20 protein-coding genes are annotated in these 22,697 nt (G+C 67.4%); 9 read left to right on the top strand and 11 right to left on the bottom strand.

What is annotated here, in order from left to right; genetic code table 11:
• Nucleotides 1-17: 17 nt before the first annotated feature.
• Both rnc and mutM read left to right on the top strand, forming a co-directional pair.
• Entirely contained in the window at nt 18-710 is a 693-nt protein-coding gene (gene rnc / locus LQZ85_RS03960; protein ID WP_053095908.1) for a ribonuclease III, read from the top strand.
• On the top strand, nt 703-1,566 hold the full coding sequence (gene mutM / locus LQZ85_RS03955) for a bifunctional DNA-formamidopyrimidine glycosylase/DNA-(apurinic or apyrimidinic site) lyase (protein WP_230100548.1): 864 nt from the start codon (nt 703-705) through the stop codon (nt 1,564-1,566). Before rnc ends, mutM begins: the two co-directional genes overlap by 8 nt.
• Nucleotides 1,567-1,569: 3 nt before the next feature.
• On the opposite strand, the gene LQZ85_RS03950 is transcribed toward mutM, so the two are convergent.
• The 5 genes from LQZ85_RS03950 to LQZ85_RS03930 all read right to left on the bottom strand — a co-directional run bounded on the left by LQZ85_RS03950 (nt 1,570) and on the right by LQZ85_RS03930 (nt 6,130).
• Nucleotides 1,570-2,892, bottom strand: coding sequence for an FtsX-like permease family protein (locus LQZ85_RS03950; RefSeq protein WP_230100547.1), 1,323 nt, complete (start codon nt 2,890-2,892; stop codon nt 1,570-1,572).
• The gene (locus LQZ85_RS03945; protein ID WP_053099093.1) at nt 2,889-3,584 is read right to left on the bottom strand and encodes an ABC transporter ATP-binding protein; all 696 of its coding nucleotides are present in this window, start codon (nt 3,582-3,584) and stop codon (nt 2,889-2,891) included. Before LQZ85_RS03945 ends, LQZ85_RS03950 begins: the two co-directional genes overlap by 4 nt.
• Before the next feature lie 89 nt (nt 3,585-3,673).
• Nucleotides 3,674-4,753 (bottom strand): GNAT family N-acetyltransferase, encoded by a 1,080-nt coding sequence (locus LQZ85_RS03940; protein ID WP_230100546.1) that lies wholly within the window; start codon nt 4,751-4,753, stop codon nt 3,674-3,676.
• Complete coding sequence (locus LQZ85_RS03935; RefSeq protein ID WP_230100545.1) at nt 4,750-5,838, bottom strand: GNAT family N-acetyltransferase; 1,089 nt, start codon at nt 5,836-5,838, stop codon at nt 4,750-4,752. Before LQZ85_RS03935 ends, LQZ85_RS03940 begins: the two co-directional genes overlap by 4 nt.
• 13 nt (nt 5,839-5,851) lie before the next feature.
• Nucleotides 5,852-6,130: a hypothetical protein gene (locus tag LQZ85_RS03930; protein WP_053095916.1), complete on the bottom strand. Its 279-nt coding sequence runs from the start codon at nt 6,128-6,130 to the stop codon at nt 5,852-5,854.
• A gap of 543 nt (nt 6,131-6,673) precedes the next feature.
• On the opposite strand from LQZ85_RS03930, the gene smc reads away from it, so the two are divergent.
• From smc to LQZ85_RS03915, 3 genes are read left to right on the top strand one after another with little or no spacing between them, the layout of a single operon-like run.
• Nucleotides 6,674-10,213 carry a chromosome segregation protein SMC gene (gene smc, locus LQZ85_RS03925; protein ID WP_230100544.1) on the top strand — a complete coding sequence of 1,180 codons (3,540 nt, stop codon included), beginning with the start codon at nt 6,674-6,676 and terminating at the stop codon, nt 10,211-10,213.
• 24 nt (nt 10,214-10,237) lie between these two features.
• Nucleotides 10,238-11,110 (top strand): signal recognition particle-docking protein FtsY, encoded by an 873-nt coding sequence (gene ftsY, locus LQZ85_RS03920; RefSeq protein ID WP_053095919.1) that lies wholly within the window; start codon nt 10,238-10,240, stop codon nt 11,108-11,110.
• Between the two features lie 44 nt (nt 11,111-11,154).
• The gene (locus tag LQZ85_RS03915; protein WP_053095921.1) at nt 11,155-11,655 is read left to right on the top strand and encodes a DUF2004 domain-containing protein; all 501 of its coding nucleotides are present in this window, start codon (nt 11,155-11,157) and stop codon (nt 11,653-11,655) included.
• A gap of 16 nt (nt 11,656-11,671) precedes the next feature.
• Here LQZ85_RS03915 and lipA read toward each other — a convergent pair whose 3' ends face one another.
• On the bottom strand, nt 11,672-12,661 hold the full coding sequence (gene lipA, locus LQZ85_RS03910; RefSeq protein WP_056278665.1) for a lipoyl synthase: 990 nt from the start codon (nt 12,659-12,661) through the stop codon (nt 11,672-11,674).
• Nucleotides 12,658-13,311: a lipoyl(octanoyl) transferase LipB gene (gene lipB / locus LQZ85_RS03905; protein WP_053095925.1), complete on the bottom strand. Its 654-nt coding sequence runs from the start codon at nt 13,309-13,311 to the stop codon at nt 12,658-12,660. Before lipB ends, lipA begins: the two co-directional genes overlap by 4 nt.
• Nucleotides 13,312-13,404: 93 nt before the next feature.
• Here lipB and LQZ85_RS03900 point away from each other — a divergent pair, with 93 nt between their 5' ends.
• Together LQZ85_RS03900 and ffh are read left to right on the top strand one after the other, a co-directional pair.
• Nucleotides 13,405-14,025, top strand: a complete 621-nt coding sequence (locus LQZ85_RS03900) for a TetR/AcrR family transcriptional regulator (protein ID WP_053095926.1) — start codon at nt 13,405-13,407, stop codon at nt 14,023-14,025.
• A 13-nt stretch (nt 14,026-14,038) separates the two neighbouring features.
• Complete coding sequence (ffh, locus tag LQZ85_RS03895) at nt 14,039-15,592, top strand: signal recognition particle protein (protein ID WP_053095928.1); 1,554 nt, start codon at nt 14,039-14,041, stop codon at nt 15,590-15,592.
• A gap of 9 nt (nt 15,593-15,601) precedes the next feature.
• On the opposite strand, the gene LQZ85_RS03890 is transcribed toward ffh, so the two are convergent.
• On the bottom strand, nt 15,602-16,510 hold the full coding sequence (locus LQZ85_RS03890) for an EamA family transporter (RefSeq protein ID WP_056278667.1): 909 nt from the start codon (nt 16,508-16,510) through the stop codon (nt 15,602-15,604).
• Nucleotides 16,511-16,588: 78 nt separating this feature from the next.
• Between LQZ85_RS03890 and LQZ85_RS03885 the strand changes: the two genes are divergently transcribed.
• A complete protein-coding gene (locus LQZ85_RS03885) occupies nt 16,589-17,524 on the top strand; it encodes a LysR family transcriptional regulator (protein ID WP_056278668.1) in 936 nt (311 codons plus the stop codon).
• 2 nt (nt 17,525-17,526) lie between these two features.
• On the opposite strand, the gene glpK is transcribed toward LQZ85_RS03885, so the two are convergent.
• The 3 genes from glpK to LQZ85_RS03870 all read right to left on the bottom strand — a co-directional run bounded on the left by glpK (nt 17,527) and on the right by LQZ85_RS03870 (nt 21,625).
• On the bottom strand, nt 17,527-19,041 hold the full coding sequence (gene glpK, locus LQZ85_RS03880) for a glycerol kinase GlpK (RefSeq protein WP_053095934.1): 1,515 nt from the start codon (nt 19,039-19,041) through the stop codon (nt 17,527-17,529).
• A gap of 29 nt (nt 19,042-19,070) precedes the next feature.
• The gene (locus LQZ85_RS03875; protein ID WP_053095936.1) at nt 19,071-19,823 is read right to left on the bottom strand and encodes an MIP/aquaporin family protein; all 753 of its coding nucleotides are present in this window, start codon (nt 19,821-19,823) and stop codon (nt 19,071-19,073) included.
• Nucleotides 19,824-19,915: 92 nt separating this feature from the next.
• Complete coding sequence (locus LQZ85_RS03870) at nt 19,916-21,625, bottom strand: glycerol-3-phosphate dehydrogenase/oxidase (RefSeq protein WP_053095938.1); 1,710 nt, start codon at nt 21,623-21,625, stop codon at nt 19,916-19,918.
• A 100-nt stretch (nt 21,626-21,725) separates the two neighbouring features.
• Between LQZ85_RS03870 and LQZ85_RS03865 the strand changes: the two genes are divergently transcribed.
• A complete protein-coding gene (locus LQZ85_RS03865) occupies nt 21,726-22,697 on the top strand; it encodes a sugar-binding domain-containing protein (RefSeq protein ID WP_053099094.1) in 972 nt (323 codons plus the stop codon).

The raw sequence follows: 22,697 nt of genomic DNA, 5'->3' as shown, positions 1-22,697 counted from the left end.
GTCGCGACTTCACGATTGTGACTGAGGTCCCTGGGGGGACGAGACCGCTCCCAGAGAAGCTCCGCGTCGATATCGACGCGGAGCTTCTGGAGTTGGCGCTCACCCATCGCTCCTATGCCTACGAGCACGGCGGCATCCCCCATAACGAACGTCTCGAGTTCCTCGGCGACTCCGTTCTCGGACAAGCCGTGACGGTGATGCTCTTCACGACCCATCCGGGGCTGGATGAGGGGGAGTTGGCCAAGCGGCGCGCGAGCGTCGTCTCGACGGTCGCTCTCGCCGAGGTCGCGAGAGCGATCGATCTCGGCAGCCATCTGCTGCTGGGACGCGGTGAGGAACAGACGGGCGGTCGCGACAAGGACTCGATCCTCGCCGACACGATGGAAGCCGTGATCGGCGCGACGTATCTGTCAGCGGGTCCTGAGGCGGCGACCGAGCTCGTGCTCCGGCTGACCGCGCCGCTCCTCGCCGACCCCGAGCGCTACGGCGCGGCGATGGATCCGAAGACGAGCCTGCAGGAGCTGGCTGCGCGAGTCGGTGCGACTCCGCCCCAGTACTCGGTGGAGGCGAGCGGCCCCGACCACGATCGTCGATTCCTCGCAACCGTGGTCGTCGGCGATCTGGCGATGACCGGCAAGGGCAGCAGCAAGAAGACGGCAGAGATGGCCGCCGCGCTCAGCGCGTGGCGACTGCTCAACGAGCGTGCCTGAGCTTCCCGAGGTCGAGGTCGTCCGGGCGGGTCTCGCTCCCGCGGTGATCGGCTCGCTCATCACGGCCGTGAGCGTGTTCGATGAACGAGCTCTCACACGGCATGCGGCCGGGCCGTCCGACTTCGTCGCGCGCCTGGAGGGACGCAGAGTCACTGCAGCCGACCGACGGGGCAAGTTCCTCTGGCTGCCGCTGGACACCGCTGATTCCGCGTTGATCGCGCACCTCGGAATGAGCGGACAGATGCTGCTGCGCGCGCCGGACGCCGAGGCGGAACGCCACGAGCGCATCCGGATCAGCATCGAGCATCCTCGGCATGGCGAGCTCGCGATCGTCTTCGCCGACCAGAGGACTTTCGGGTCGTTGGCGGTCGATGGTCTGGTGCCGGACGGACCGACGTGGATCCCGACTCAGGTCGTGCACATCGCCCGTGATCCGATAGACCCGCTGTTCGAAGACGATCGCTTCCTGCGTGCACTCCGCACACGCGGCAGTGCGATCAAGCGAGTGCTGCTCGATCAGCAGACGATCAGCGGCGTGGGCAACATCTATGCGGATGAGGCGCTGTGGGCTGCGCGCATCCACCCGGCGACGCTCGCGAGTGCCCTGTCGACGCAAGCGAGCAGACGCCTCCTCGCCGAGATCAGAGTGGTGCTCGTGAAGGCACTTGCAGAGGGCGGCACGAGCTTCGACTCCCAGTACGTCAATGTGAACGGTCAGGCAGGCTACTTCGCCCACTCGCTCAACGCGTACGGTCGAGGCGGACAGCCGTGCCCGCGCTGCGGCACTCTGATCCGCCGGGAGGCTTTCATGAACCGCTCGAGTCATTACTGTCCGCGCTGCCAGCGGCGTCGCTGAGACTCACACCATCTCGAACGAACGGGCGAGCAGCGGCCGCGTCGCGCGAGTGCTCATCCAGACGATTCCGATCCCCACGGCCAGTACGAGCGCGATCGTGAGGAGAGACTCGGGTGCCGCGACCAGGGCGATCCCCAGCAGCGGGAAGACCAGCACGCCGGCACAGGTCGCCGAGCCGATCGCGGTCACGAGGAGTGGAGACATGATCGTCCGGCGGCGTGCGCTGTCGACGATCGCGAGCGGCACGCCCAGCCGGTGCAGACTCCGGTGGAGTTCCTGCTGATCGAGAACGGCCGCGGCTTGATTGACCCCCACGGATGCCGCGACCATCAGGAATGAAGCGACGAGGGTGATGACGAGGCCGGTGCGCATGTCCGCGGCGAGGGCCGCATCCGCGGACGTCGTGTCGCCGCTGTTCATCACATTCATCAGGGAGACTCCGGTTCCTGCGAACACGGCCATGAAGCTCGCCATCGCGATGCCGCTCACCTGACGCCACGCGGCTTTGGGGGAGTCCAGCACCAGACGGGCGGCGAGCAGCCGATCTGCGTGCTCGGCCTTGCGCAGCTGACGGCCGGCGGCGACCTTCAGGACCCATGGTCCGATCACGTTGAGCACCGCCAGGGAGACGGCGAACAACAGGGCGAGGACGGCGATGGTCGCCGCGAGTCCTGCGACGGAAGGGAAGACCGTGACAAGGACGAACACGAGCGCAAGAACGGAGACTGCGATGATCGCGCGGAACCAGTGCGCGGTGGAGACGGTCGTCCGCAGGCGCACGCCGAGGGGCGAGATGATCACGCGCCGGAGCCCCAGCACAGCACTCGCTGCCGCCACGAGAAGGACGCCTCCCACGACGGCGAGAACGCTGAAGGGCGAGAGCATGATCGCCTCGACGCCGAGAGCCGTGCCACGGAACGGGATGAGTCCGACGAGAGGGGTGAGGGCGAGATGGACGACGGCTCCGGCGACGGCACCGGCGGCCGCGACGATCATGGATTCGATGACCGTAGCGACGCCGACGCCCAGAGGCGTCACGCCGAGAAGCCGCAGGGTCGAGAGACGCTCGTCACGGCGGCGGGCTGAGAGACGGGCGGCCGCCCCGCCGAGATTCATCAGCGGGACGATGAGGAGCACGAGCGCGATCGCGGCCAACGCCTGGTACACCGGCGCGTACTCATCGGTCCAGGTCCAGAACGACTGAGCCCCGCCCACGACGGTCAGCACGAGGGCTGTGACGATGCCGAAAGCGATGAGCGGAAGCGCGAGCACCGCTTTCTCTCCCGTCCCGGCGCGAAGAAGCACAGCCAGGACGCGGGCGTTCATGCCGTCACCGCCGACGAGATGATCTGGCCGTCGCGCACGGAGACGATCCGCGAGCAGCGCGCCGCCACGTCTGCATCGTGTGTCACGACGAGCAGCGTGCGCCCTTGGCCCGTCGTCGACCACAGCAGCGCATTCATCACGTCTTGCGACGTGTGCGAGTCGAGGGCGCCGGTCGGCTCGTCGGCGAACACGAGTTCCGCACCCGTCGCCTGAGCCCGTGCGATCGCGACGCGCTGCGCCTGCCCGCCGGACAGCTCGCCGATTCGGCGGTCCTCCATCCCGGCCAGCCCGAGCGCGGCGAGCCAGGACGCCGCGTGAGCGGTGGCCTGTGCTCTCTTCACTCCGTTGATCATCGATGCGAGCGCCACGTTCTCGACCGCCGTGAGCTCCGGAATGAGCAGACCCTGCTGGAAGACGAACCCGAACCGCTCTCTCCGCAGCCGGGAACGAGCGGATTCTCCGAGTCCGGCGAGTTCCACCGCCTGACCGACCGAGGGCTGGAACGACACGGTGCCCGAGTCCGGACTGATGATGCCGGCGAGGACATGGAGGAGAGTGGTCTTGCCCGACCCGGAGGCACCCATGATGGCGACCGACTCGCCGCGGTGGATGGTGAGATCCACCCCGGCGAGTGCGCGGGTCGTTCCGTAGGACTTGGTCAGAGAGCGTGCGTCGAGGACCGTCGTGTTCATGCATCCAGCCTCGCGGCCATACGGAGACCGCTGCGTCGGCCGGGCGGATGATCCGTGGCCGGCCGTGTACACCGCTCGGATGATCTCGATCAGATCCGCTTCTGCCACGCTCCCGCATAGGAGACAGGCGCGAAACCGATCGCCTCGTTGATGCTCAACATGGGACGGTTCTCCTCTGCGTTGAACGTCGAGACCGTCGGGGTGAGCGGCATGAGCTCTCTCCAACGGAGGAGATTCGCGCACTTGACGATCGTGCCGAGACGGTGCCCGCGGTGCTCGCGAGACACCAGAGTGCCGAGCTGGTGGGTCACTCCTGCGCGGTCCGCCCCGACGAGCAGCTCGTTGTAGGCCACCATGTCTCCGCTGGGCACATGCTGCACCGCGACGATCGACAGAGCCTGACCGGCCCCCGTGAGCCGTCGCTCACGTCGCACGACACGTTCCGCATCCCACTCCTCGGCGACGAAGTCCATGTCGCCGCTCGGGGCGTCGGTAGACAGGCGAGCGAGGATCGCCGCGTACCCGTCGCGGAACTCAGGCGGTGTCGGCGCCATCCACTGGAGCACCCGGTAATCGTCGCCGGCGGCGGTCTTCGCCGATTCCAGAGCGGCCCGCAGCGGGGCGGGGTCGGAGCGCAGATCGAGCTCGCTGTTGCGTTCGACCTGTTCGAACTCGTATCCGCGGGCGACGAGAGCGTCCGACAGCGGAATCGCCGGAATGCGACCCCACCCTGTTCGCGGTGTGATCATCCGGTCCGACTCCATGGGCCTGTGCAGCGTCCAGGTCTGCACCAGAGAGCGGCCGTGTGCGCGCGCCTCCGACTCGGCGAGCGACAGGAGAGCGTCTTCGACACCGCGTCCCCAGTGCTTCTCCGGCACGAGGAGGTCCGCCTCTGCGGCGTTCGCGTCCGCCTCCTGAGCGTAGGAGAGAGTGATCATGCCGACGATCTCGGTTCCGAGCCTGGCGACGAACCCGGTCTGCAGGGTATCGCTGGGATCCTGCCACGATGCGAGCATCTGCGCGGCATCGGGGGCGATGTCGGGCAGACCGACCAGCTCCTCGCAGATCTGCCTGTTGAGCTCTCCGTATGCGCGGAAGTCCGCGGCATCCTCGGCGTCCAGCGCGCGGGGGACGGCCAGAGGTGTGATCGTCAGTGTGCTTGTGTTCATGACAGCTCCTTCTTCCACGCGCCTTCGTAGGCGATGGCCGTGAATCCCATCGCCTCGTTGATGGCGAGCATCGGCCGGTTCTCCTCGGCGTTGTAAGTGATCACGTCGCGTGACGCGGGAGCGATGCCTGTCCACGACAGGAACGCTTCGCACTTCACGAGCTGCCCCAGACGATGGCCGCGGTGCTCGGTGAGTACCAGAGTGTCGTGCTGGTGTGTGGTGGCGGTGGGATCCGGACCGATTCCGAGTTCGGTGAATGCGGTGAGCTCGCCTGTCGGGATGTGCTGCGCGACAGTGACCTGCATGATCTGGCCCATCTCCGCGACCCTCTTCTCCGTGGCGACCAGACGCTCTGCGTCCCAGGCCTCCTCGTCGGTCTCGAGATCGGCCGAGGGGGCGTCGGTCGACATGCGCGACTTGAGCCATGCGTAGCCGTCGACGTGCTCCGGTGGCGTCGGAAGCATCCACTGGAGCACGCGATAGTCCTGTGAGAGCGCTCGCGCGTCCTCCCGCAGCTCCTCGGCACGCTGAACCGTCTCCTGGGTGACCGCGAGGCGGCTCACCCGATAGACCTGCTCGAGGGTGAATCCATGGCGGATGAGGAATCGTGCGACGTGATCGTCCGGAACGCTGCCGAAGCCCGTCTTCGCCTGCAGCCTGGGTCCGTCGCTGGCCGGCTGCTCCGTCCAGTTCTGAATGACCGCGCGGCCGTGGAGACGGGCGAAGGCCTCGACGTGCGGCAGGATCGCGGTTCCGATCCCCTGACCCCAGACACGGGGGTGGATCTCGATCGCGGCGATCGCCACACGCGACCCCTCCTCATGAGGAATGTCGATGACTGTGCGCCCGACGATCTCGCCTCCGACGCGCACCGCCCACACAGCAGTCGTGCGCTCTTTGCGAGAGCGCAGGATCGGAAGCAGCGCCTCTGGCGTCAGATCCTGCTCGGTGCGTCCGGTGACCTCTCGGTAGACGGCGTTGCGAACACGGGCGAGCTCGCGGAATTCGGCGGCGTCAGCCGCATCCGCTCGTGCCGGCAGCACGAGCGGATGCAGCGACGCATCGGGGGTGAGCGGGATGCTCATGGCGATCTCCAGGTCAGCGCAGCTGACGCTGCAGGTCGTAGGTGAGCAGGGCGTAGGTCTCGCCGGGCGTGCGATCACGTCGATCGAGACGCAGCGCATCCGCTTCGGCGGCGGCGATACGACGTACCGGGCGAGGGCGCTGTGCCCTCTGGAGCAGCCAGAGGCCGATCCGGAGAGAGAGACGATCTGCCAGCGCGAGGCGCCGCAGCTCATCGGGTGCGGGGATGTGGAGGACCTGCTGGTCCTCGGTATCCGGAGGGTGGGGGATGCTGCGGTACAGCGTGGTGTTCACGATGATTCCTTCGAGATGAATGGTGGTGATGGGTGCGGCGAACGCGGCCGCCGGGCCTTCGTTGAAGGGCGGCGGTGCGCGGTGAGAGTCGAGAGCCCGGTGCGCCCGAGGGCGAGCGCCGGGATCGGCGGAGAGCCGTGATCCGGAGAGGATCAGAGGGCGGAGCGCGGAGTAGAGCGGGCGAGAAGCCCCGTCACAGGTCGGAGACCGGTGGATGGTTCGGGGCAGAGTTCTCGGGCTGCGGTTCTACGAGAGAGCGCTTCGACGGACGCCGGCGGTTACCGAGTGCGCAGAGCGCGGCGCGAATGGCGCGGCGAGGCCAGTGGCCTGAGCAGTGAGCTGAGTGATCATCGGTAACCTCCTTTCGTGTGGCGATCCGGAGGTTACGGTAGCGAAACCCGGGCGTGTCCGTCAAGCATGACCGGCGTGGATCGGCGTGTCGCGCGGAATTCCGGTTCACTGCGAACCCGCGCGGGATGCCCGTTCTGAGCCGTCATTCCGGTAGCGTATGGGCGTGATTCACCCCCGAGACGCGGTACGCGCATGCATCTGAAGAGCCTGACCCTCAAGGGGTTCAAGTCCTTCGCGCAGCCGACCAGCTTCGTCTTCGAGCCGGGTGTCACCTGCATCGTCGGACCCAACGGGTCAGGCAAGTCCAACGTGGTGGACGCCCTCGCGTGGGTCATGGGCGAACAAGGGGCCAAGACGCTGCGCGGCGGCAAGATGGAAGACGTCATCTTCGCAGGCACCTCGACCCGGGGGCCGCTGGGCCGCGCCGAGGTGCAGCTGACGATCGACAACAGCGACGGCGCACTGCCGATCGAGTTCGCCGAGGTCACGATCAGCCGGACTCTGTTCCGCAACGGATCGAGCGAGTACGCGATCAACGGAGAGAACTGCCGCCTGCTCGATCTGCAGGAGCTCCTCAGCGACTCGGGGCTGGGACGAGAGATGCACGTCATCGTCGGACAGGGCCGGCTGGACACAGTGCTCCAGGCATCGCCGGAAGACCGTCGTGGCTTCATCGAAGAGGCCGCCGGCATCCTCAAGCATCGGCGGCGCAAGGAGAAGACCCTTCGCAAGCTCGATGCGATGGAGACCAACCTCACGCGATTGAGCGACCTCGCGGGTGAGATCCGCCGTCAACTGAAGCCGCTGGGACGCCAGGCCGAGATCGCGCGAGAGGCGCAGACGATCGCCGCGGTCGGCCGCGATGCCAAGGCCCGGATCTTCGCCGACGACGTCGTGGCGCTGCGCACCGCCCTGGCCGATCACACGCGCACGGAGAACGAGAGACATACCGAACGACTGGTGCTGTCCGATCAGGCGGAGGCGGTGCGGGCGAACATCGCACGGCTCGAGCAGGATCAGAACTCGGCCGCGGTGGATCAGGCGCGAAGCGTCGCCTTCGGTCTCGAGCAGGTGCAGGAGCGGATGCGCGGGCTTTACACTCTGGCCAATCAGCGGCTCGCGTTGCTCGGCTCGGACGACGATGACGCGGCAGTGACCGCCGTCACGGTCACGCAGAGCACGATCGACGAGGCGAAAGATGAGATCACCGTGATCTCCGCGGGCCTCGGTGACGCCCAGGAAGCGGCGACCGTGGCGAGCCGCGAGGTGATGCTCGCGCGCGCCGAACTCGACACTCTCGACGTCGACATCGCCGAACAGAGCGCGCTGGTGTCGGAGTACGACATGCGCATCAGTTCGCTGCGTGGCACAGCCGATGCGGCCGCGTCCGCTCTCGCTGCCGTGCGGGGCGCGGTTCTTCGACAGGAGAACGCTCTCGAGGCGGCGAACGCGCGCCGTCGTGACGCAGCGGAAGCCCTCGAGGCGATCGCCGATGCAGAGGCGCCTGAGGGCACGGCAGCCGAGCATTCCGCAACGTACGAGAGCGCACAGCGGGCTGCGACGGCGGCCGAAGCCGAGCGGGAGACACTCCGTGAGCGGCTGCACGCGGCGGAACGCGAGGTCGACGCGCTCACCGCGAAGTCGGCGGCGCTCGGGAGCGCGCTCGCGATCTCCGGAGGAGCCGCGGAGATCGTGAAGACCGGCGGTCCGGGGATACGCGGACTCGTGGGCGACTCGGTGCAGGTCAGGAGCGGATTCGAAGCTGCCGTCGCGGCGGTGCTGGGTCCCCTCGCCGAAGGCGTCCTCGTCGACGGCGCGGACGATGCGTTCGACCTCGCCGGCGACGCGTCGGAGCAGCGACGGGGAGTGGTCGATTTCGTGATCGCCGACTCCGCGCGTCCGTCGATCGAGCTGCCCGCCATCGATGGGGTGACCCGCGCGGTCGACACGGTCACGGCGCCGGACGGCGTCCTCGGCATCCTGTCGCACGTGGTCATCGCAGACAGCCTCGACGCAGCGCGTGCCGCGCGACTGTCACTCGATCTCGCCGGCGACACCACCACCACGATCGTGACCACCGCCGGCGACGTCGTCACCGCTCAGACTCTGCGCACGGGTTCCGGCGGCGAACGCTCGCGCCTCGAGCTCGCCGCCGAACGAGACGCGGCGAACGACCGCCTGGCCGAAGTGCAGGTCATCGTCGACTCGCTGCGGGAGGCGCGTGAGGACGCGAACGAGTCCGTCGAGACATCCCGTCGTCTGGCGAAGGACGCGCTCCGGGCGCTCCGCGAGCACGATGCCGCGCTGGCGACGCACGCCGAGCAGGTCAACCGCATCACGGTCACCCACGAGTCGGCGGTCGCCGAGTGCGAGCGACTCGAGAACGGGCTCGCGCAGGCGCAGAGCGCGGTGCAGGAGGCCGAGGCCGCGTCGGAGGCAGCCAAGGCCGAGTGGGACGCCGCTGTCGCGGCGCCGCGGCCCGTGCTCGACGCCTCAGCGCGTGACGGACTGCTCGAAGCGCTCGAGATCGCACGCGAGGGTGAGGTCAGGGCTCGCCTGGAGATCGAGACGCTGCGTGAGCGCGTGCGGGCTGCCCAGTCCCGGGTCGTCGGTCTCGAGCGGCAGCGCGAGCAGGAGCGGGACGCGGCTGCCGAGGCAGCGCGCCGGGCCGTCATCCGCCGTGCGCAGCGCGAGGCGGCATCCGGCGTCGCGCTAGAGCTCCCGCGCATCCTCGATTCGATCGATCGGTCCGTCACCGAGGCACGCGTCGCGCTGGCCGAGGCGGAGTCGGCGCGATCGGCGCAGAACCAGGAGTTGACGGCTCTGCGCGCGCAGGAGACCTCGCTCCGGGAGAGGTTGGCCGGCCTCACTGAGAGCGTCCACGGTCTCGAGCTGCAGATCCATGAGAAGAAGCTGCACCTCAACAGCCTCCTGGAGCGGGTGGCGTCGGAGCTCGCGCTCGACGAAGATATTCTCGTGGCGGAATATGGTCCCGACCAGCTCGTTCCGCGGGACCCCGCTGCGGAGCCCGCCGATGACGAGCAGCTCGACACGGCGATCCCGTTCGATCGACGGATTCAGCAGCGTCGACTGGCTGATGCGGAGCGCAAGCTCGCTCAACTCGGACGCGTGAACCCGCTCGCGCTGGAGGAGTTCGCGGCACTCGAGCAGCGCCATGCATTCCTCACCGAACAGCTCGCCGACCTGACCCAGACCCGTCAGGATCTGCTCACGATCATCGCCGATCTCGACGAGCGGATGCAGACGATCTTCGCGAGCGCGTTCGAAGACACGAGGGTCGCGTTCGGAGAGGTCTTCCCGCTGCTGTTCCCCGGCGGATCCGGAAGCATCTCGCTCACAGATCCCGAGAACATGCTCACCACGGGCATCGAGGTGTCGGTGCGTCCGGTCGGCAAGAAGATCGAGCGGCTCTCCCTGCTCTCGGGAGGTGAACGCTCCCTCGCCGCGGTCGCGCTGCTCGTCGCCATCTTCAAGGCGCGCCCGAGCCCCTTCTACATCCTCGACGAGGTCGAGGCGGCGCTCGACGACGCCAATCTCGGCCGCCTGCTCACCGTGTTCGAGCAGCTTCGCGAGAGCTCGCAGCTGCTCGTCATCACCCACCAGAAGCGAACCATGGAGATCGCGGACGCTCTCTACGGTGTGTCGATGCGTCAGGACGGCGTCTCTGCGGTCGTCGGGCAGCGCGTGGGCGACCGCGCGGCCGCCGTCTGACGGCGCTACCCGTAGGCTGGAGTCATGGCGGAGAAGTCGTGGTCCCTCACTCGCGCGCTGCGCGGGATGTTCGTCAAGCCCACTATCGACGAGACGACGTGGGAGGACCTCGAGACCGCCCTCATCACGGCTGACTTCGGTCCCGACATCAGCGAGAGGGTCGTCGAGGAGCTTCGAGAGAAGGTCGAGCGCTACCGCACGACCGATCCGCAGGATCTCCAGCGGATGCTGCGCGAGACGCTCGAGGAGCACTTCGCGAAGTTCGACACCACCCTGAAGCTCACCGAGCGACCGGCGGTCGTGCTCGTCGTGGGCGTCAACGGCGTCGGCAAGACCACGACGATCGGCAAGTTCACCAAGTTCCTCCGCGGGTTCCAGCGCAGCGTGGTGGTCGGCGCAGCCGACACGTTCCGTGCGGCGGCCGTCGATCAGCTCGCCACCTGGGCGCAGCGCGGGGGAGCGGCGATCGTCCGTCCCCAGCAGGAGGGCCAGGATCCGGCATCCGTCGCCTACCAGACGATCGAGTTCGCCCAGCGTGAGGGCATCGAGATCGCGATCATCGACACGGCCGGTCGTCTGCACACCAAGGGCGGGCTGATGGATGAGCTGGGAAAGATCCGTCGCGTGATCGAGAAGCAGGCGCCGATCAGCGAGGTCCTTCTCGTGCTCGACGCCACGACCGGGCAGAACGGAGTGATGCAGGCCGAGGCCTTCCTCCAGCATGCCGGCGTCACCGGTCTCGTCCTGACCAAGCTCGACGGATCGGCGAAGGGCGGTTTCGTCCTCGCCGTGCAGGAGCGCACCGGCATCCCCGTCAAGCTCCTCGGGCAGGGCGAGGGCATCGATGATCTGACCGGATTCACCCCCCATGTCTTCGTCAAGTCGCTCGTCGGCTGACGACGGGACTACCGCCGCGAGCACGAGGCTGGTTTCATAGCGTTATGGCGATCGAACACGACTACTTCGGACTCCTGTCCTCAGGGCCCGACGGCTCGATCTTCTGGTCCGAGACGGTGGAGCTCGGTGACCAGAGCGTCACCGTCGACCTCACGGCTCCCGACCAGGACGATGTCTCTGCCGACGCGCTCGACATCGCCGCTTCGCTCATCGCGGGGATCGAGAACGTCGACGCGGTCTCGCGGCGGGGCATGCTCGCGGAGGTCGACGATCGCACGAGCGAGGTCACCGAGTACATCCTTCAGCAGCAGGAGGCGTATGGTGACGAGCTCGAAGACGTCCTCGTCGACGTGAGCGGTGACGCCGCCGTCGACATCATCCGATCGCTCCGGCTCATGAGCATGACGATCCTCGCCGACGAGCACGGTGGGTCCGAGCCCTTCGCCGTGTTGGAGTACGCGCTCGACGCCACCACCACCGACGACGTCCTGCTCGTGAACCTCGGCTCCGACGGCAGCGTGCAATCCGTGATGAGCGCGGACTGACCGTTCCCGCCTCAGTTCAGACGGCTTGGGCGAAGCCGAGGTCTGCACTCTCGGCGATGTGCGCCAGGTGCGGCGGGATCTCGCGTCCTTTCGACACCATCGACTGCGCCCACAGCCGGCCGGCGCGGTAGGACGAGCGCACGAGGGGGCCTGCGAGCACGCCGAGGAAGCCGATCCGCTCGGCCTCCTCCTTGAACTCCACGAACTCGGTCGGCTTGACCCACCGTGCGACAGGCAGGTGATGAGGAGACGGCCGCAGATACTGCGTGATGGTGATGATGTCGCAGCCGGCGTCGTGCAGGTCGTTCAGCGCCTGGACGACCTCCTCCGGTTCCTCGCCCATTCCGAGGATGAGGTTGGACTTGGTGATCAGTCCCGCGTTGCGTGCCTGGGTGATCACATCGAGCGAGCGCTCGTACCGGAATGCAGGGCGGATGCGCTTGAAGATGCGCGGCACGGTCTCGACGTTGTGGGCGAAGACCTCGGGGCGTGCGTCGAAGATCTGGCCGAGGAAGGCCGGATCGGCGTTGTGCTCGTTGGCGAGCAGCTCTACTCCGGTGTTCGGGTTGAGCTCGTGGATCTTCCGGACGGTCTCGGCATTCAGCCAGGCTCCGGTGTCCGGGAGGTCGTCGCGGGCGACGCTGGTGACCGTCGCATAGCGGAGGTTCATCCGCACGACGCTCTCGGCGACCCGGCGCGGCTCGTCCGTGTCGTAGGCGTCGGGCTTGCCGGTGTCGATCTGGCAGAAGTCGCACCGACGGGTGCACTGCGACCCGCCGATGAGGAAGGTCGCCTCTCGGTCCTCCCAGCATTCGAAGATGTTCGGACACCCCGCCTCCTGGCACACGGTGTGGAGGTCCTCGCTCTTCACCAGCGAGTGGAGTGCGGTGTACTCGGGCCCCATCTTCGCCTTCGTCTTGATCCATTCCGGCTTGCGCTCGATGGGCGTCTCGGCGTTGCGGATCTCGAGGCGGAGGAGCTTGCGTCCTTCGGGTGCGGCGGTCATCTGGAGGCTCCTACACGGTCGGCGGTCGAGTATTCGGCGAGGAAGGCGGCGGACACGGAGGCGCTGATGTCGGCGGGGGAGACGTCAGCACCGACGACCTCGCTCACCGTCGTCACGCCCGCGTCGGTGATCCCGCACGGGATGATGCCGCCGAAGCCCGCGAGAGTGTTGTCGCAGTTGATCGCGAAGCCGTGCATCGTGACGCCCTGCTGCACACGCACCCCGATCGCCGCGACCTTGTCCTCCGAGAGCGGGCGGCGGACCCATACGCCGCTGCGTCCCTCGACCTGGTACCCGTCGACGCCGAGCGGACGGAGCACGTCGATCAGGATGCGCTCGAGGCGGCGGACGTGAGCGACGACGTCCATCGGCTCGGGCAGTCGGACGATCGGGTATCCCACGAGCTGGCCGGGGCCATGCCAGGTGATCTTCCCGCCGCGGTCGACGTCGATCACCGGAGTGCCGTCGTGGGGGCGCTCCTGCGGCTCGGTCCGCTTGCCGGCGGTGTACACGGCCTCATGCTCGAGGAGGATGAGCGTGTCCGGACGGGTGCCGGACACGACGTCGGCATGGATGCTGCGCTGCAGATCCCAGCCCACGGTGTAGGGGACGTACGTCGGGGCGAGACCCGCCGTCAGTATCTCGAGCATGGAGACCACTCTCGTCAATAAATGGATTGCGTCTAAGAATACTCCTCCGCACTGACGGCGGCGCGCCGCAGCGACGCGCGGTAGCGTGTTGACATGAGCAGCACGAGCCGAGCAGGGCGGCCGAAGGCGTCTTCGCGGGAGACTCTCGCCGAGGCTGCCTGCGAGCTGTTCCTGGAGCAGGGGTACGACGCCACCTCGGTCGCCGACATCACCCAGCGAGCCGGAGTGAGCCGCTCGAGCTTCTTCAACTACTTCTCGTCGAAGAGCGACGTGCTCTGGTCCGGTCTCGACGACCGCATCGGTCGTGCGGTCGAAGATCTGGTCGCGGTGCACGAAGATCGCGACGGCGCGCACGTCAGACGCATCCTCTCGGCTCTCGTCGACGACTTCGCACCCGACAGCCTCGCACTCGCGATCAACAACTCGTCCGCGATGGGGCTCGACGACGAACTCGAGCAGGACGCCGCACGGCGACAGGCGCGCCTGGCTGCGACCCTCGCCGATCTCGCCCGGCGCTCCGGCGTCCCCGCGCTCACCGCCGACATCGCGGCAGCGACGTGGGCCGCCGCGGTTCTCGCTGCGGTGCGAGCCTGGGCCGAGAGCGGCGCAGGTCGCGGTTCGGTCAGCGATCGATTCGCCGACGCTGTGCGCGCGATCGCGCGGTTGCCGTGGACCGCGGCAGCGAGCGCGGAGAACGGGTCAGGATTCGCGTAAACTCGGTGTCACCATGGCTACCTTTGGCACGCTCTCCGATCGGCTCACCGAGACCTTCCGCAACCTTCGCACGAAGGGAAAGCTCACTGCGGCCGACGTCGACGGCACAGTGCGCGAGATCCGGCGCGCGCTGCTCGACGCCGACGTCGCTCTCACGGTCGTCAAGGACTTCACCGCGAAGGTGCGCGAACGTGCCCTCGGCGACGAGGTCAACAAGGCACTGAACCCGGCCCAGCAGGTCGTGCAGATCGTCAACGAGGAGCTCGTGCAGATCCTCGGAGGCGAGCAGCGTCGTCTCCAGTTCGCCAAGACCGCGCCGACGGTCATCATGCTCGCAGGACTCCAGGGTTCGGGTAAGACGACGTTCGCGGGCAAGCTCGCGAAGCAGCTCGAGGGGGAGGGGCACACTCCTCTGCTCGTCGCGGCGGACCTCCAGCGCCCGAACGCCGTGAACCAGCTCCAGGTGGTCGCCGAGCAGGCCGGTGCCACCGTCTACGCACCCGAGCCGGGCAACGGCGTGGGCGACCCGGTCAAGGTCTCGCGCGACGGCGTCGAGCATGCGCGACGTCACCAGCACGACGTGGTCATCATCGACACCGCCGGACGCCTGGGCGTGGATGCCGAGCTCATGAAGCAGGCATCCGACATCCGCAAGGCCACCGACCCCGACGAGGTTCTCTTCGTCATCGACGCCATGATCGGCCAGGATGCGGTGAACACCGCTCGTGCGTTCCAGGAGGGTGTCGACTTCACCGGCGTCGTGCTGTCGAAGCTCGACGGAGATGCCCGCGGTGGTGCGGCGCTGTCCGTCGCCTCCGTGACCGGACGCCCGATCATCTTCGCATCGACCGGTGAGCGCCTCGAAGACCTCGAGCCGTTCCACCCCGATCGCATGGCCAGCCGGATCCTGGATCTCGGCGACATCCTCACCCTCATCGAGCAGGCCCAGCAGGCCTTCGATGAGGAAGAGGCCGTCAAGATGGCCGAGAAGCTCGCGACCGAGCAGTTCACACTCGAAGACTTCCTCGACCAGCTTCAGCAGATGAAGAAGATGGGATCGATGAAGAAGATGCTGGGAATGCTTCCCGGCATGGGGCAGATGAAGCAGCAGCTCGAGGACTTCGACGAGCGCGAGATCGATCGCACCGAGGCGATCATCCGCTCCATGACTCCCGGTGAGCGCCGCAATCCGAAGGTCCTCAACGGCTCGCGTCGCCTGCGTATCGCCCGCGGTTCGGGAATGACGGTCACGGATGTCAACCAGCTCGTCCAGCGCTTCGATCAGGCCGCGAAGATGATGAAGACCGTCGCGCGCGGTGGCACCCCGAACATCCCCGGCATGGGGTCGATGCCCGGCATGGGCAAGCCCGGCGCGTCGTCGAAGCGCGGCAAGAAGGGCAAGTCCTCCGGCGGTTCACGTTCGGGCAACCCCGCCAAGCGCGCCGCCGAGAACGCCGGCCTCGCTCCGACGTCGACTCCGACGGGTTCGGGTTTCGGTCTCGGGGGCGCGAAGGCGCCGAGCGAAGCCGACCTCGCGGAGATCCAGAAGCTCTTCGGCAAGAGCTGAGGCGTCCCTTCAGAGTCGGCGCGCGGGCAGCGCCGGTTCGGGAACACGTGACGACCGGCGGGGTCGCCGGAGCGCGGTCAGCTGTCCTCCGACGAGGGCGACCAGGACGAGAACGACACCGACGACCTGAGCCGTCGTGAACCTCTCGCCGGCGACGAGTGCGCCCAGCAGAGTCGCCACGACGGGGGAGAGCAGAGCGAGCAGCCCGGGTGCGATCACCGGCAGCTGCTGGATGCCTCGAAACCACAGTATGTAGGCGAGCAGGCCTCCCACCGATCCGAGCCAGACGTACCCGAGCGCTGCTCCGCCGTCGACGGTCGGGGGAGTGCCTTCGAACAACAGGGCGAGGGGCAGCAGGACCAGCCCGCCCGCAGTCAGCTGCCACCCCGCGTAGGCGACGGCCCCCACGCCTGCCGGGCGCCCCCAGCGCTTGGTGAGGATCATGCCCACCGAGGTCGCAGTCACCCCGCCGAGTGCCGCCAGGATGCCGAGGGCATCGAGCTGGGCTGCTGGTCCGAGCACGACGAGAGCGACGCCTCCGGCACCCACGGCGGCAGCGATTGCCGTGACAGGGCGGATGCGGTCTCCGAGCAGCAGAGCACTCAGTCCGAGGATGGTCAGCGGTTGGACACCCGCGACGGCGGCGGCGACTCCGCCGGGCAGCCTTTCCGCGGCGATGAACAGGAGCGGGAAGAATGCGCCGATGTTGAGGGTTCCGAGTGCGAGAGATCTCAGCCACCAGGCTCCGCGCGGCAGAGCGCGACCGATCGCCAGTGCGACGAGTCCCGCAGGAAGCGCGCGGAGGAGTCCTGCGAAGAGGGGATGACCGGTCGGGAGCAACTCCGTCGTCACGAGGTAGGTGGTGCCCCACGACAGAGGGGCCAGCGCGGTGAGCAGCAGCAGGGCGAGGCGGTTCATTCCTTCAGCCTGAATGCCCATCAGCCATGAGTCCAACGCATGGTTCTCACCTGACACATGAGCTGCGATCATGAATGCATGGATCTGCAGCAGTTGAGATACGTCGTCGAAGTCGCGTCGTCCGCCAGTTTCACGCGCGCCGCCGAGCGCTGCTTCGTGACGCAGTCGGCGCTGAGCCACCAGATAGCTGCTCTCGAGCGGGAACTCGGGCAGCGGCTGTTCGTCCGATCGAGCCGCAGCGTACGCACCACCGAGGCGGGTGAGGCATTCCTCGTCCATGCGAATCGGGCGGTCAGAGCAGCGCACGATGCGCGTGACGCTGCGGCTGCCACGGCCGGCCGCGTCGTGGGCACCCTTCATCTCGGTGTCATCCCCACGGGCAGCGCCGTCCCTGTCCCGCAAGCGATCGCACGGTTCCGCGCCGCTCATCCGGATGCCGCGGTCGAGCTCACGGTCGGCAACAGCGACACGCTGGTGGAGGCCGTTCGGCGCGGCGACCTCGATGTCGCTCTGCTGGGACTGCGAGAGGGCGTCGAGCCTCGGAGCGTGGCATTTCGTGCACTCGCCCGCGAACGCCTTGTCGTCGCGGCATCCCCTGCTCACCGCATCTCCGGGCATGTCGGCGTCAGCCTCGCCGACCTCGCGGATGAGGTCTTCGCGGACTTTCCCGCGGGCACATCTGGCCGCGCCCAGGCGGACGCTGCCTTCGCGGCAGCCGGCATCACACGTGACGTGCCCTTCCAAGCGGACTCGTCTGAGCTGATATTGGGTCTCGTCTCCCAGGGGCTCGCGATCTCACTGCTGGCACCGAGGGTGATCGCTACGTCGTCCTTCGACGTCGCGGCGGTCGATCTCGTCGATGGTCCCGTACGGGTTCAGTACGTCGCCTGGGACGATCGCGCCCCGCGCAACGTCACGTCCGCCTTCCTCCGCGTCGTCGAGTCGATGACGTCGCGCCGGAATGATGAAGCGGGCCCGGAGGAATCCTCCGGGCCCGCCCACTCAGGTATCTGAGGTCACTTCACGTCTTCGTCGACCCAGTCCATCGACTTGCTGACGGCCTTGCGCCACAGACGCAGCTGGCGATCGCGCTCTCCGTCCTCCATGGAGGGCTCCCAACGGCGGTCCTCCTGCCAGTTGGCGGAGAGATCGTCGAGTCCGTTCCAGAATCCGACGGCGAGACCGGCCGCGTAAGCGGCGCCGAGCGCTGTCGTCTCCGCCACGACGGGGCGAACGACCGGCACACCGAGCACATCGGCCTGGAACTGCATGAGCGCGTCGTTCGCGACCATTCCGCCGTCGACCTTGAGCTCCGTGAGGTCGACTCCGGCATCCGCGTTGACGGCGTCGAGCACGTCGCGGGTCTGGAATGCGACCGCCTCGAGCGCTGCGCGAGCGATGTGATTCTTGTTCGCGTAGCGGGTGAGGCCCACGATGGCGCCGCGGGCGTCCGGACGCCAGTAGGGCGCGAACAGACCGGAGAACGCCGGGACGATGTACACGCCGCCGTTGTCGTCGACCTGCTTCGCGAGTTCTTCGACCTCGGGAGCGGAGCCGATGATGCCGAGCTGGTCGCGCAGCCACTGGATCAGGGATCCGGTGACGGCGATCGAGCCCTCGAGCGCGTAGTGCGTCGGTCCGTCGCCGAGCTTGTAGCCGACAGTGGTGAGCAGGCCGTTCTTCGAGTGGACGATCTCCTCACCCGTGTTGAAGATCAGGAAGCACCCGGTGCCGTAGGTGTTCTTGCTCTCGCCCGTGTTGAATGCGGCCTGGCCGAAGGTCGCGGCCTGCTGGTCGCCGAGGATGCCGGCGATCGGCGTCTCGCGCAGCAGCGACGAGTCCTCGGCTGCGCCGTAGACCTCGGAGGAGGAGCGGATCTCGGGCATCATCGAGCGGGGAACGCCGAACGCCTCGAGGATGTCGTCGCGCCACTCGAGCGTCTCGAGATCCATGAACATCGTGCGCGAGGCGTTGGTGACGTCCGTCACGTGAACGCCGCCGTCGACACCGCCGGTGAGGTTCCAGAGCACCCAGCTGTCCGTCGTGCCGAAGACGAGGTCGCCGGCATCCGCCTTCTCGCGAGCGCCCTCGACGTTCTCGAGGATCCAGGCGATCTTGGTGCCGGAGAAGTAGGTGGCGAGGGGGAGGCCCACGATGGGCTTAAACCGCTCGACCCCGCCGTCGGCCGCGAGGCGGTCGACGATCTCCTGCGTACGGGTGTCCTGCCAGACGATGGCGTTGTAGACGGCCTTGCCGGTGGTCTTGTCCCAGACCACAGCGGTCTCGCGCTGGTTCGTGATTCCGACCGCGGCGATGTCGTGGCGCGTCAGGTCGGCACGACTCAGTGCGAGTCCGATGACCTCCTGCACGTTGCGCCAGATCTCAGCGGGGTCGTGCTCGACCCAGCCTGCCTTGGGCAGGATCTGCTCGTGCTCCTTCTGACCGGTCGCGACGATGCTGCCCTTCTTGTCGAAGATGATCGCGCGGCTGGAGGTGGTGCCCTGATCGATGGCGATGATGTAGTCGGCCATTGTGTTCTCCTTTGAAGTCAGGTTCGGGTTCAGGCGAGGTTGAGCAGTACCGGCGCAGCGACGGCGGCGAGGACACCACCGATGAGCGGACCGACGACCGGGACCCACGAGTAGGACCAGTCGCTGGAACCCTTGCCCTTGATCGGGAGGATGGCGTGGGCGATGCGGGGGCCGAGGTCACGTGCCGGGTTGATCGCGTATCCGGTCGGTCCACCGAGCGATGCACCGATGGCGACCACGACGAGCGCGACGGGAAGGGCGCTGAGCGGGCCGAGGCCTCCGGGGACGCCGATCTCGATGTCGCCGTAGTCAGCGAACGCGAAGACCGCGAACACGAGGACGAACGTGCCGATGACCTCGGTGACGAGGTTCCAGCCGTACGAGCGGATCGCGGGACCGGTCGAGAAGACGCCGAGCTTGTTGGCGGGGTCGGGCTCCTCGTCGAAGTGCTGCTTGTAGGCCAGCCAGGTGAGGATCGCACCGACGATCGCGCCGAGCAGCTCAGCACCGGTCGCGACCGCGAACTGAGAGAAGTCGATCTTGCCTGCGACGAGAAGGCCGATGCCGACAGCAGGGTTCAGGATGGCGCCGGAGTAGGCGGAGGCGAGGACACCCACGAAGACCGCGAGACCCCATCCCCAGTTGACCATCAGGAAACCGCCGCCGAAGCCCTTGTTCTTGGCTAGCGCGACGTTGGCGACCACACCACATCCGAGGAGGATCAGCAGCGCTGTGCCGACGAACTCCGAGAGGAAGTAGAGACCGAGATTCACTTCAGTCATGTCTTCATTGACCTTTCTTGAGTGCCAGGGCCCCTTAGCCCTGGCACTTGTTGGGAATTACACCGCGTGGAGGGCGGTGTTCGGATGTCTCGTCAGCCGCGTGCGCGTGACGAGATCTGGAGTCCATGGCGTTCGTTCAGCAGCGCCCGCGTCTGCTCGAGTTCGGCATCGTGCCGTGCGCGATCCCAGTCGAGCAGAGGAGACAGCGCGTCTGCAAGCTCTTCGAGCACATCCGCGTCGGCGTTGCCGGTGAAAGCGATGCTGGTGCGGCGCAGAACGACGTCCTGCAGTCGCGCGACCATCTCGTTCTCGACCATCCATGCCAGCTCGCGCGTCGAGAGGTCGCCTCCGACCAGAGGCGCGTCGTCTCCCTGCTCGATGAACTCCCAGACCTGCGCGGCGCGGGTTCCGTATCGGGCGAGAAGACGCTCGGCGCGATCGCCGGCTCCGGGCAGGTTCTCCTGGATCCAGATGCGACGTGCCTTCTCGGTGCGCGGGAAGTCACGGCCTCCGCCGATGGCGCGTCCGGCGGTGGACACGGTGCGGGTGCGACCGATCAGACCGAGCACCACATCGGAGAGCGATTCGCCGAGGGCTCGGAAGGTGGTCCACTTGCCTCCGACGAGACTCACGAGAGGGGCGGCACCCTTCTCGTCGACTTCGATGCGATAGTCGCGAGAGACGAATCCCGGCGCGGTGTCCTCGTGCCGGGGGAGCGGACGGATCCCCGAGAAGTTGAAGACGATCTGCTCGCGGGTCACGTCGATCGTCGGGAAGACGTGGTGGATGAGGTCGAAGAAGTAGTCGATCTCCTCCTCGGTGCACACCGGGACCTCGCGGGGGTCTGCATCGATGTCGGTCGTTCCCACGAGAACGCGACCCTTGAGCGGGTAGATCAGGACGATGCGACCGTCGGAGTGCTCGAAGAAGATCTCGCGTCCGCGCGTCGCCTCGAGGAGCTCGGGGTGGTCGAGGACGATGTGGGATCCCTTGGTGCCGCCCATGAAACGCGTGTCGTTGCCCAGCGCGTCGTTGGTGAGATCGGTCCACGGACCGGATGCGTTCACGACGACATCGGCGGTGACGGTGAACTCGGTCCCGCTCTCACGATCGCGGAGGACGACCTTCTCGCCGTCCCGCGCGATCGCCTCGACGTAGTTCAGTGCGACGGCGCCGGGGTGTGCGGCGCGTCCGTCCTGCAGGACGTCGAGCGCGAGGCGCTCCGGGTCGTGCATAGACGCGTCGTAGTAGGTGGCCGTGTACTTGATGTTCGGGTCGAGCGAGGGGAGCTCGGCGAGCGAGCGCTTGCGGCCCAGGAACCGGTGACGGGGCACCATGCCGCCGTCGCGGGAGAACGTGTCGTAGATCGTCAGTCCGACCTTGATCAGGAACGCTCCACGCTCCTGGGGCTTGCCGCTCTTGTGCGTGAGGAAGCGCAGGGGAGCGGACAGGATGCCGGAGAAGGTCGAGTAGATGGGGATCGTCGTCTCGAGCGGCTTGACGTAGTGCGGGGCGATCTTCAGCAGACCGTTGCGCTCTTCGACCGATTCGCGCACGAGTCGGAACTCGCCGTTCTCGAGATAGCGGATGCCGCCGTGGATCATGTGGCTCGACGCCGCCGACGCGCCGGAGGCGAAGTCGCCTCGCTCGACGAGCAGTACGTCGACGCCCTGCAGCGCCAGATCACGGAACGCGGAGATCCCGTTGATCCCGGCTCCGATGACAAGGACGCTCGTGCGTCCGGACTCACGGACGGCGCGGACTGCCGCGCGTTCCGGTGATGAGTGTGTCGACTCGATCATCTTCGACCCTTCTCTGTGCGTGCTCCCAGCTTCGACCTGATCGCCCACCACGCGCAAGCCCGTTGCACATATGTGCAAAGATCGACTCGAGGAGGTCGTCATGCGCCAGTCTGACGCGGGATCGCGCGATTCCAAGCTGATCGCCGCGCTCACCGCGGCACAGCTCTACTACATGCAGGACAAGACCATGGAGGTGATCGCGCAGGAGCTGAAGACCTCGCGATCATCGGTGTCGCGCCTGCTCAGCTTCGCCCGCGAGAGCGGACTCGTGGACATCCGCATCAATTCCCCTCTCGAGCGACTCGGCATGCTGGAGCAGCGCATCCGGGACAGGCATCGCCTCGTGGCCCACGTCGTACCGATCCCCGAGATCGTCAGCGAGGTCGAGAGGCTCGAGCGGGTGGCTCTGACCGCAGGGCGGCTGCTGTCGCAGTTCGTCGACTCGAACATGATCGTGGGTGTCGCGTGGGGATCCACGATCAGCGCGGTCAGCCGTGGTCTCACCCAGAAGGAGACGCACAACACGACGTTCGTGCAGTTGAACGGTGCCGGGAACACGCAGACCAGCGGGGTCGAGTACTCGAGCGACATCCTCCAGCGCTTCGGCAGCGCGTTCGGTGCGCAGGTGCAGCAGTTCCCCGTGCCCGCGTTCTTCGACGATCCCTCGACGCGCGAGGCGATGTGGCGAGAGCGGAGCACTCTGCGGGTGCTCGACCTGCAGTCGAAGATGGACATCGCCGTGTTCAGTCTCGGCTCTCCGGCCGCGGAAGTCCCCAGTCGCGTGTACGTCGGCGGCTATCTCGGTCGCGACGACTACCGGAGCCTCCGGGAGGACCATGCGATCGGCGACGTGGCCACGGTCTTCTTCCGCGCGGACGGGTCCTGGAGGGACATCCGTGTCAACGCACGGGCGACGGGTCCGGGTCTCGACCGGCTGCGGCGGGTGCCCCGACGCGTGTGCGTGGTGTCCGGTGTTCCGAAGCTCGCCAGCCTCCGCGCCGCCATCGCCGCCGACCTCATCACGGACGTGGTGCTCGATGAAGGACTCGCGCGCAGGCTCGTCGAGGACTGA

This window comes from Microbacterium sp. Bi98 (genome assembly GCF_918698045.1).
Classification (GTDB): domain Bacteria; phylum Actinomycetota; class Actinomycetes; order Actinomycetales; family Microbacteriaceae; genus Microbacterium.
The sequence above is the reverse complement of the archived record's forward strand: the minus strand, read 5'-3'. Positions and strand labels throughout refer to the sequence as shown.

Coding starts and splice junctions, on each gene's coding strand:
- lipA (WP_056278665.1), bottom strand. CDS start 12,661: ATGACCGCCGCACCCGAAGGACGCAAGCTCCTCCGCCTCGAGATCCGC.
- LQZ85_RS03890 (WP_056278667.1), bottom strand. CDS start 16,510: ATGAACCGCCTCGCCCTGCTGCTGCTCACCGCGCTGGCCCCTCTGTCG.
- ftsY (WP_053095919.1), top strand. CDS start 10,238: ATGGCGGAGAAGTCGTGGTCCCTCACTCGCGCGCTGCGCGGGATGTTC.
- lipB (WP_053095925.1), bottom strand. CDS start 13,311: ATGCTCGAGATACTGACGGCGGGTCTCGCCCCGACGTACGTCCCCTAC.
- LQZ85_RS03870 (WP_053095938.1), bottom strand. CDS start 21,625: ATGATCGAGTCGACACACTCATCACCGGAACGCGCGGCAGTCCGCGCC.
- LQZ85_RS03915 (WP_053095921.1), top strand. CDS start 11,155: ATGGCGATCGAACACGACTACTTCGGACTCCTGTCCTCAGGGCCCGAC.
- LQZ85_RS03875 (WP_053095936.1), bottom strand. CDS start 19,823: ATGACTGAAGTGAATCTCGGTCTCTACTTCCTCTCGGAGTTCGTCGGC.
- LQZ85_RS03950 (WP_230100547.1), bottom strand. CDS start 2,892: ATGAACGCCCGCGTCCTGGCTGTGCTTCTTCGCGCCGGGACGGGAGAG.
- glpK (WP_053095934.1), bottom strand. CDS start 19,041: ATGGCCGACTACATCATCGCCATCGATCAGGGCACCACCTCCAGCCGC.
- LQZ85_RS03900 (WP_053095926.1), top strand. CDS start 13,405: ATGAGCAGCACGAGCCGAGCAGGGCGGCCGAAGGCGTCTTCGCGGGAG.
- LQZ85_RS03885 (WP_056278668.1), top strand. CDS start 16,589: ATGGATCTGCAGCAGTTGAGATACGTCGTCGAAGTCGCGTCGTCCGCC.
- LQZ85_RS03945 (WP_053099093.1), bottom strand. CDS start 3,584: ATGAACACGACGGTCCTCGACGCACGCTCTCTGACCAAGTCCTACGGA.
- LQZ85_RS03935 (WP_230100545.1), bottom strand. CDS start 5,838: ATGAGCATCCCGCTCACCCCCGATGCGTCGCTGCATCCGCTCGTGCTG.
- LQZ85_RS03865 (WP_053099094.1), top strand. CDS start 21,726: ATGCGCCAGTCTGACGCGGGATCGCGCGATTCCAAGCTGATCGCCGCG.
- smc (WP_230100544.1), top strand. CDS start 6,674: ATGCATCTGAAGAGCCTGACCCTCAAGGGGTTCAAGTCCTTCGCGCAG.
- ffh (WP_053095928.1), top strand. CDS start 14,039: ATGGCTACCTTTGGCACGCTCTCCGATCGGCTCACCGAGACCTTCCGC.
- LQZ85_RS03940 (WP_230100546.1), bottom strand. CDS start 4,753: ATGAACACAAGCACACTGACGATCACACCTCTGGCCGTCCCCCGCGCG.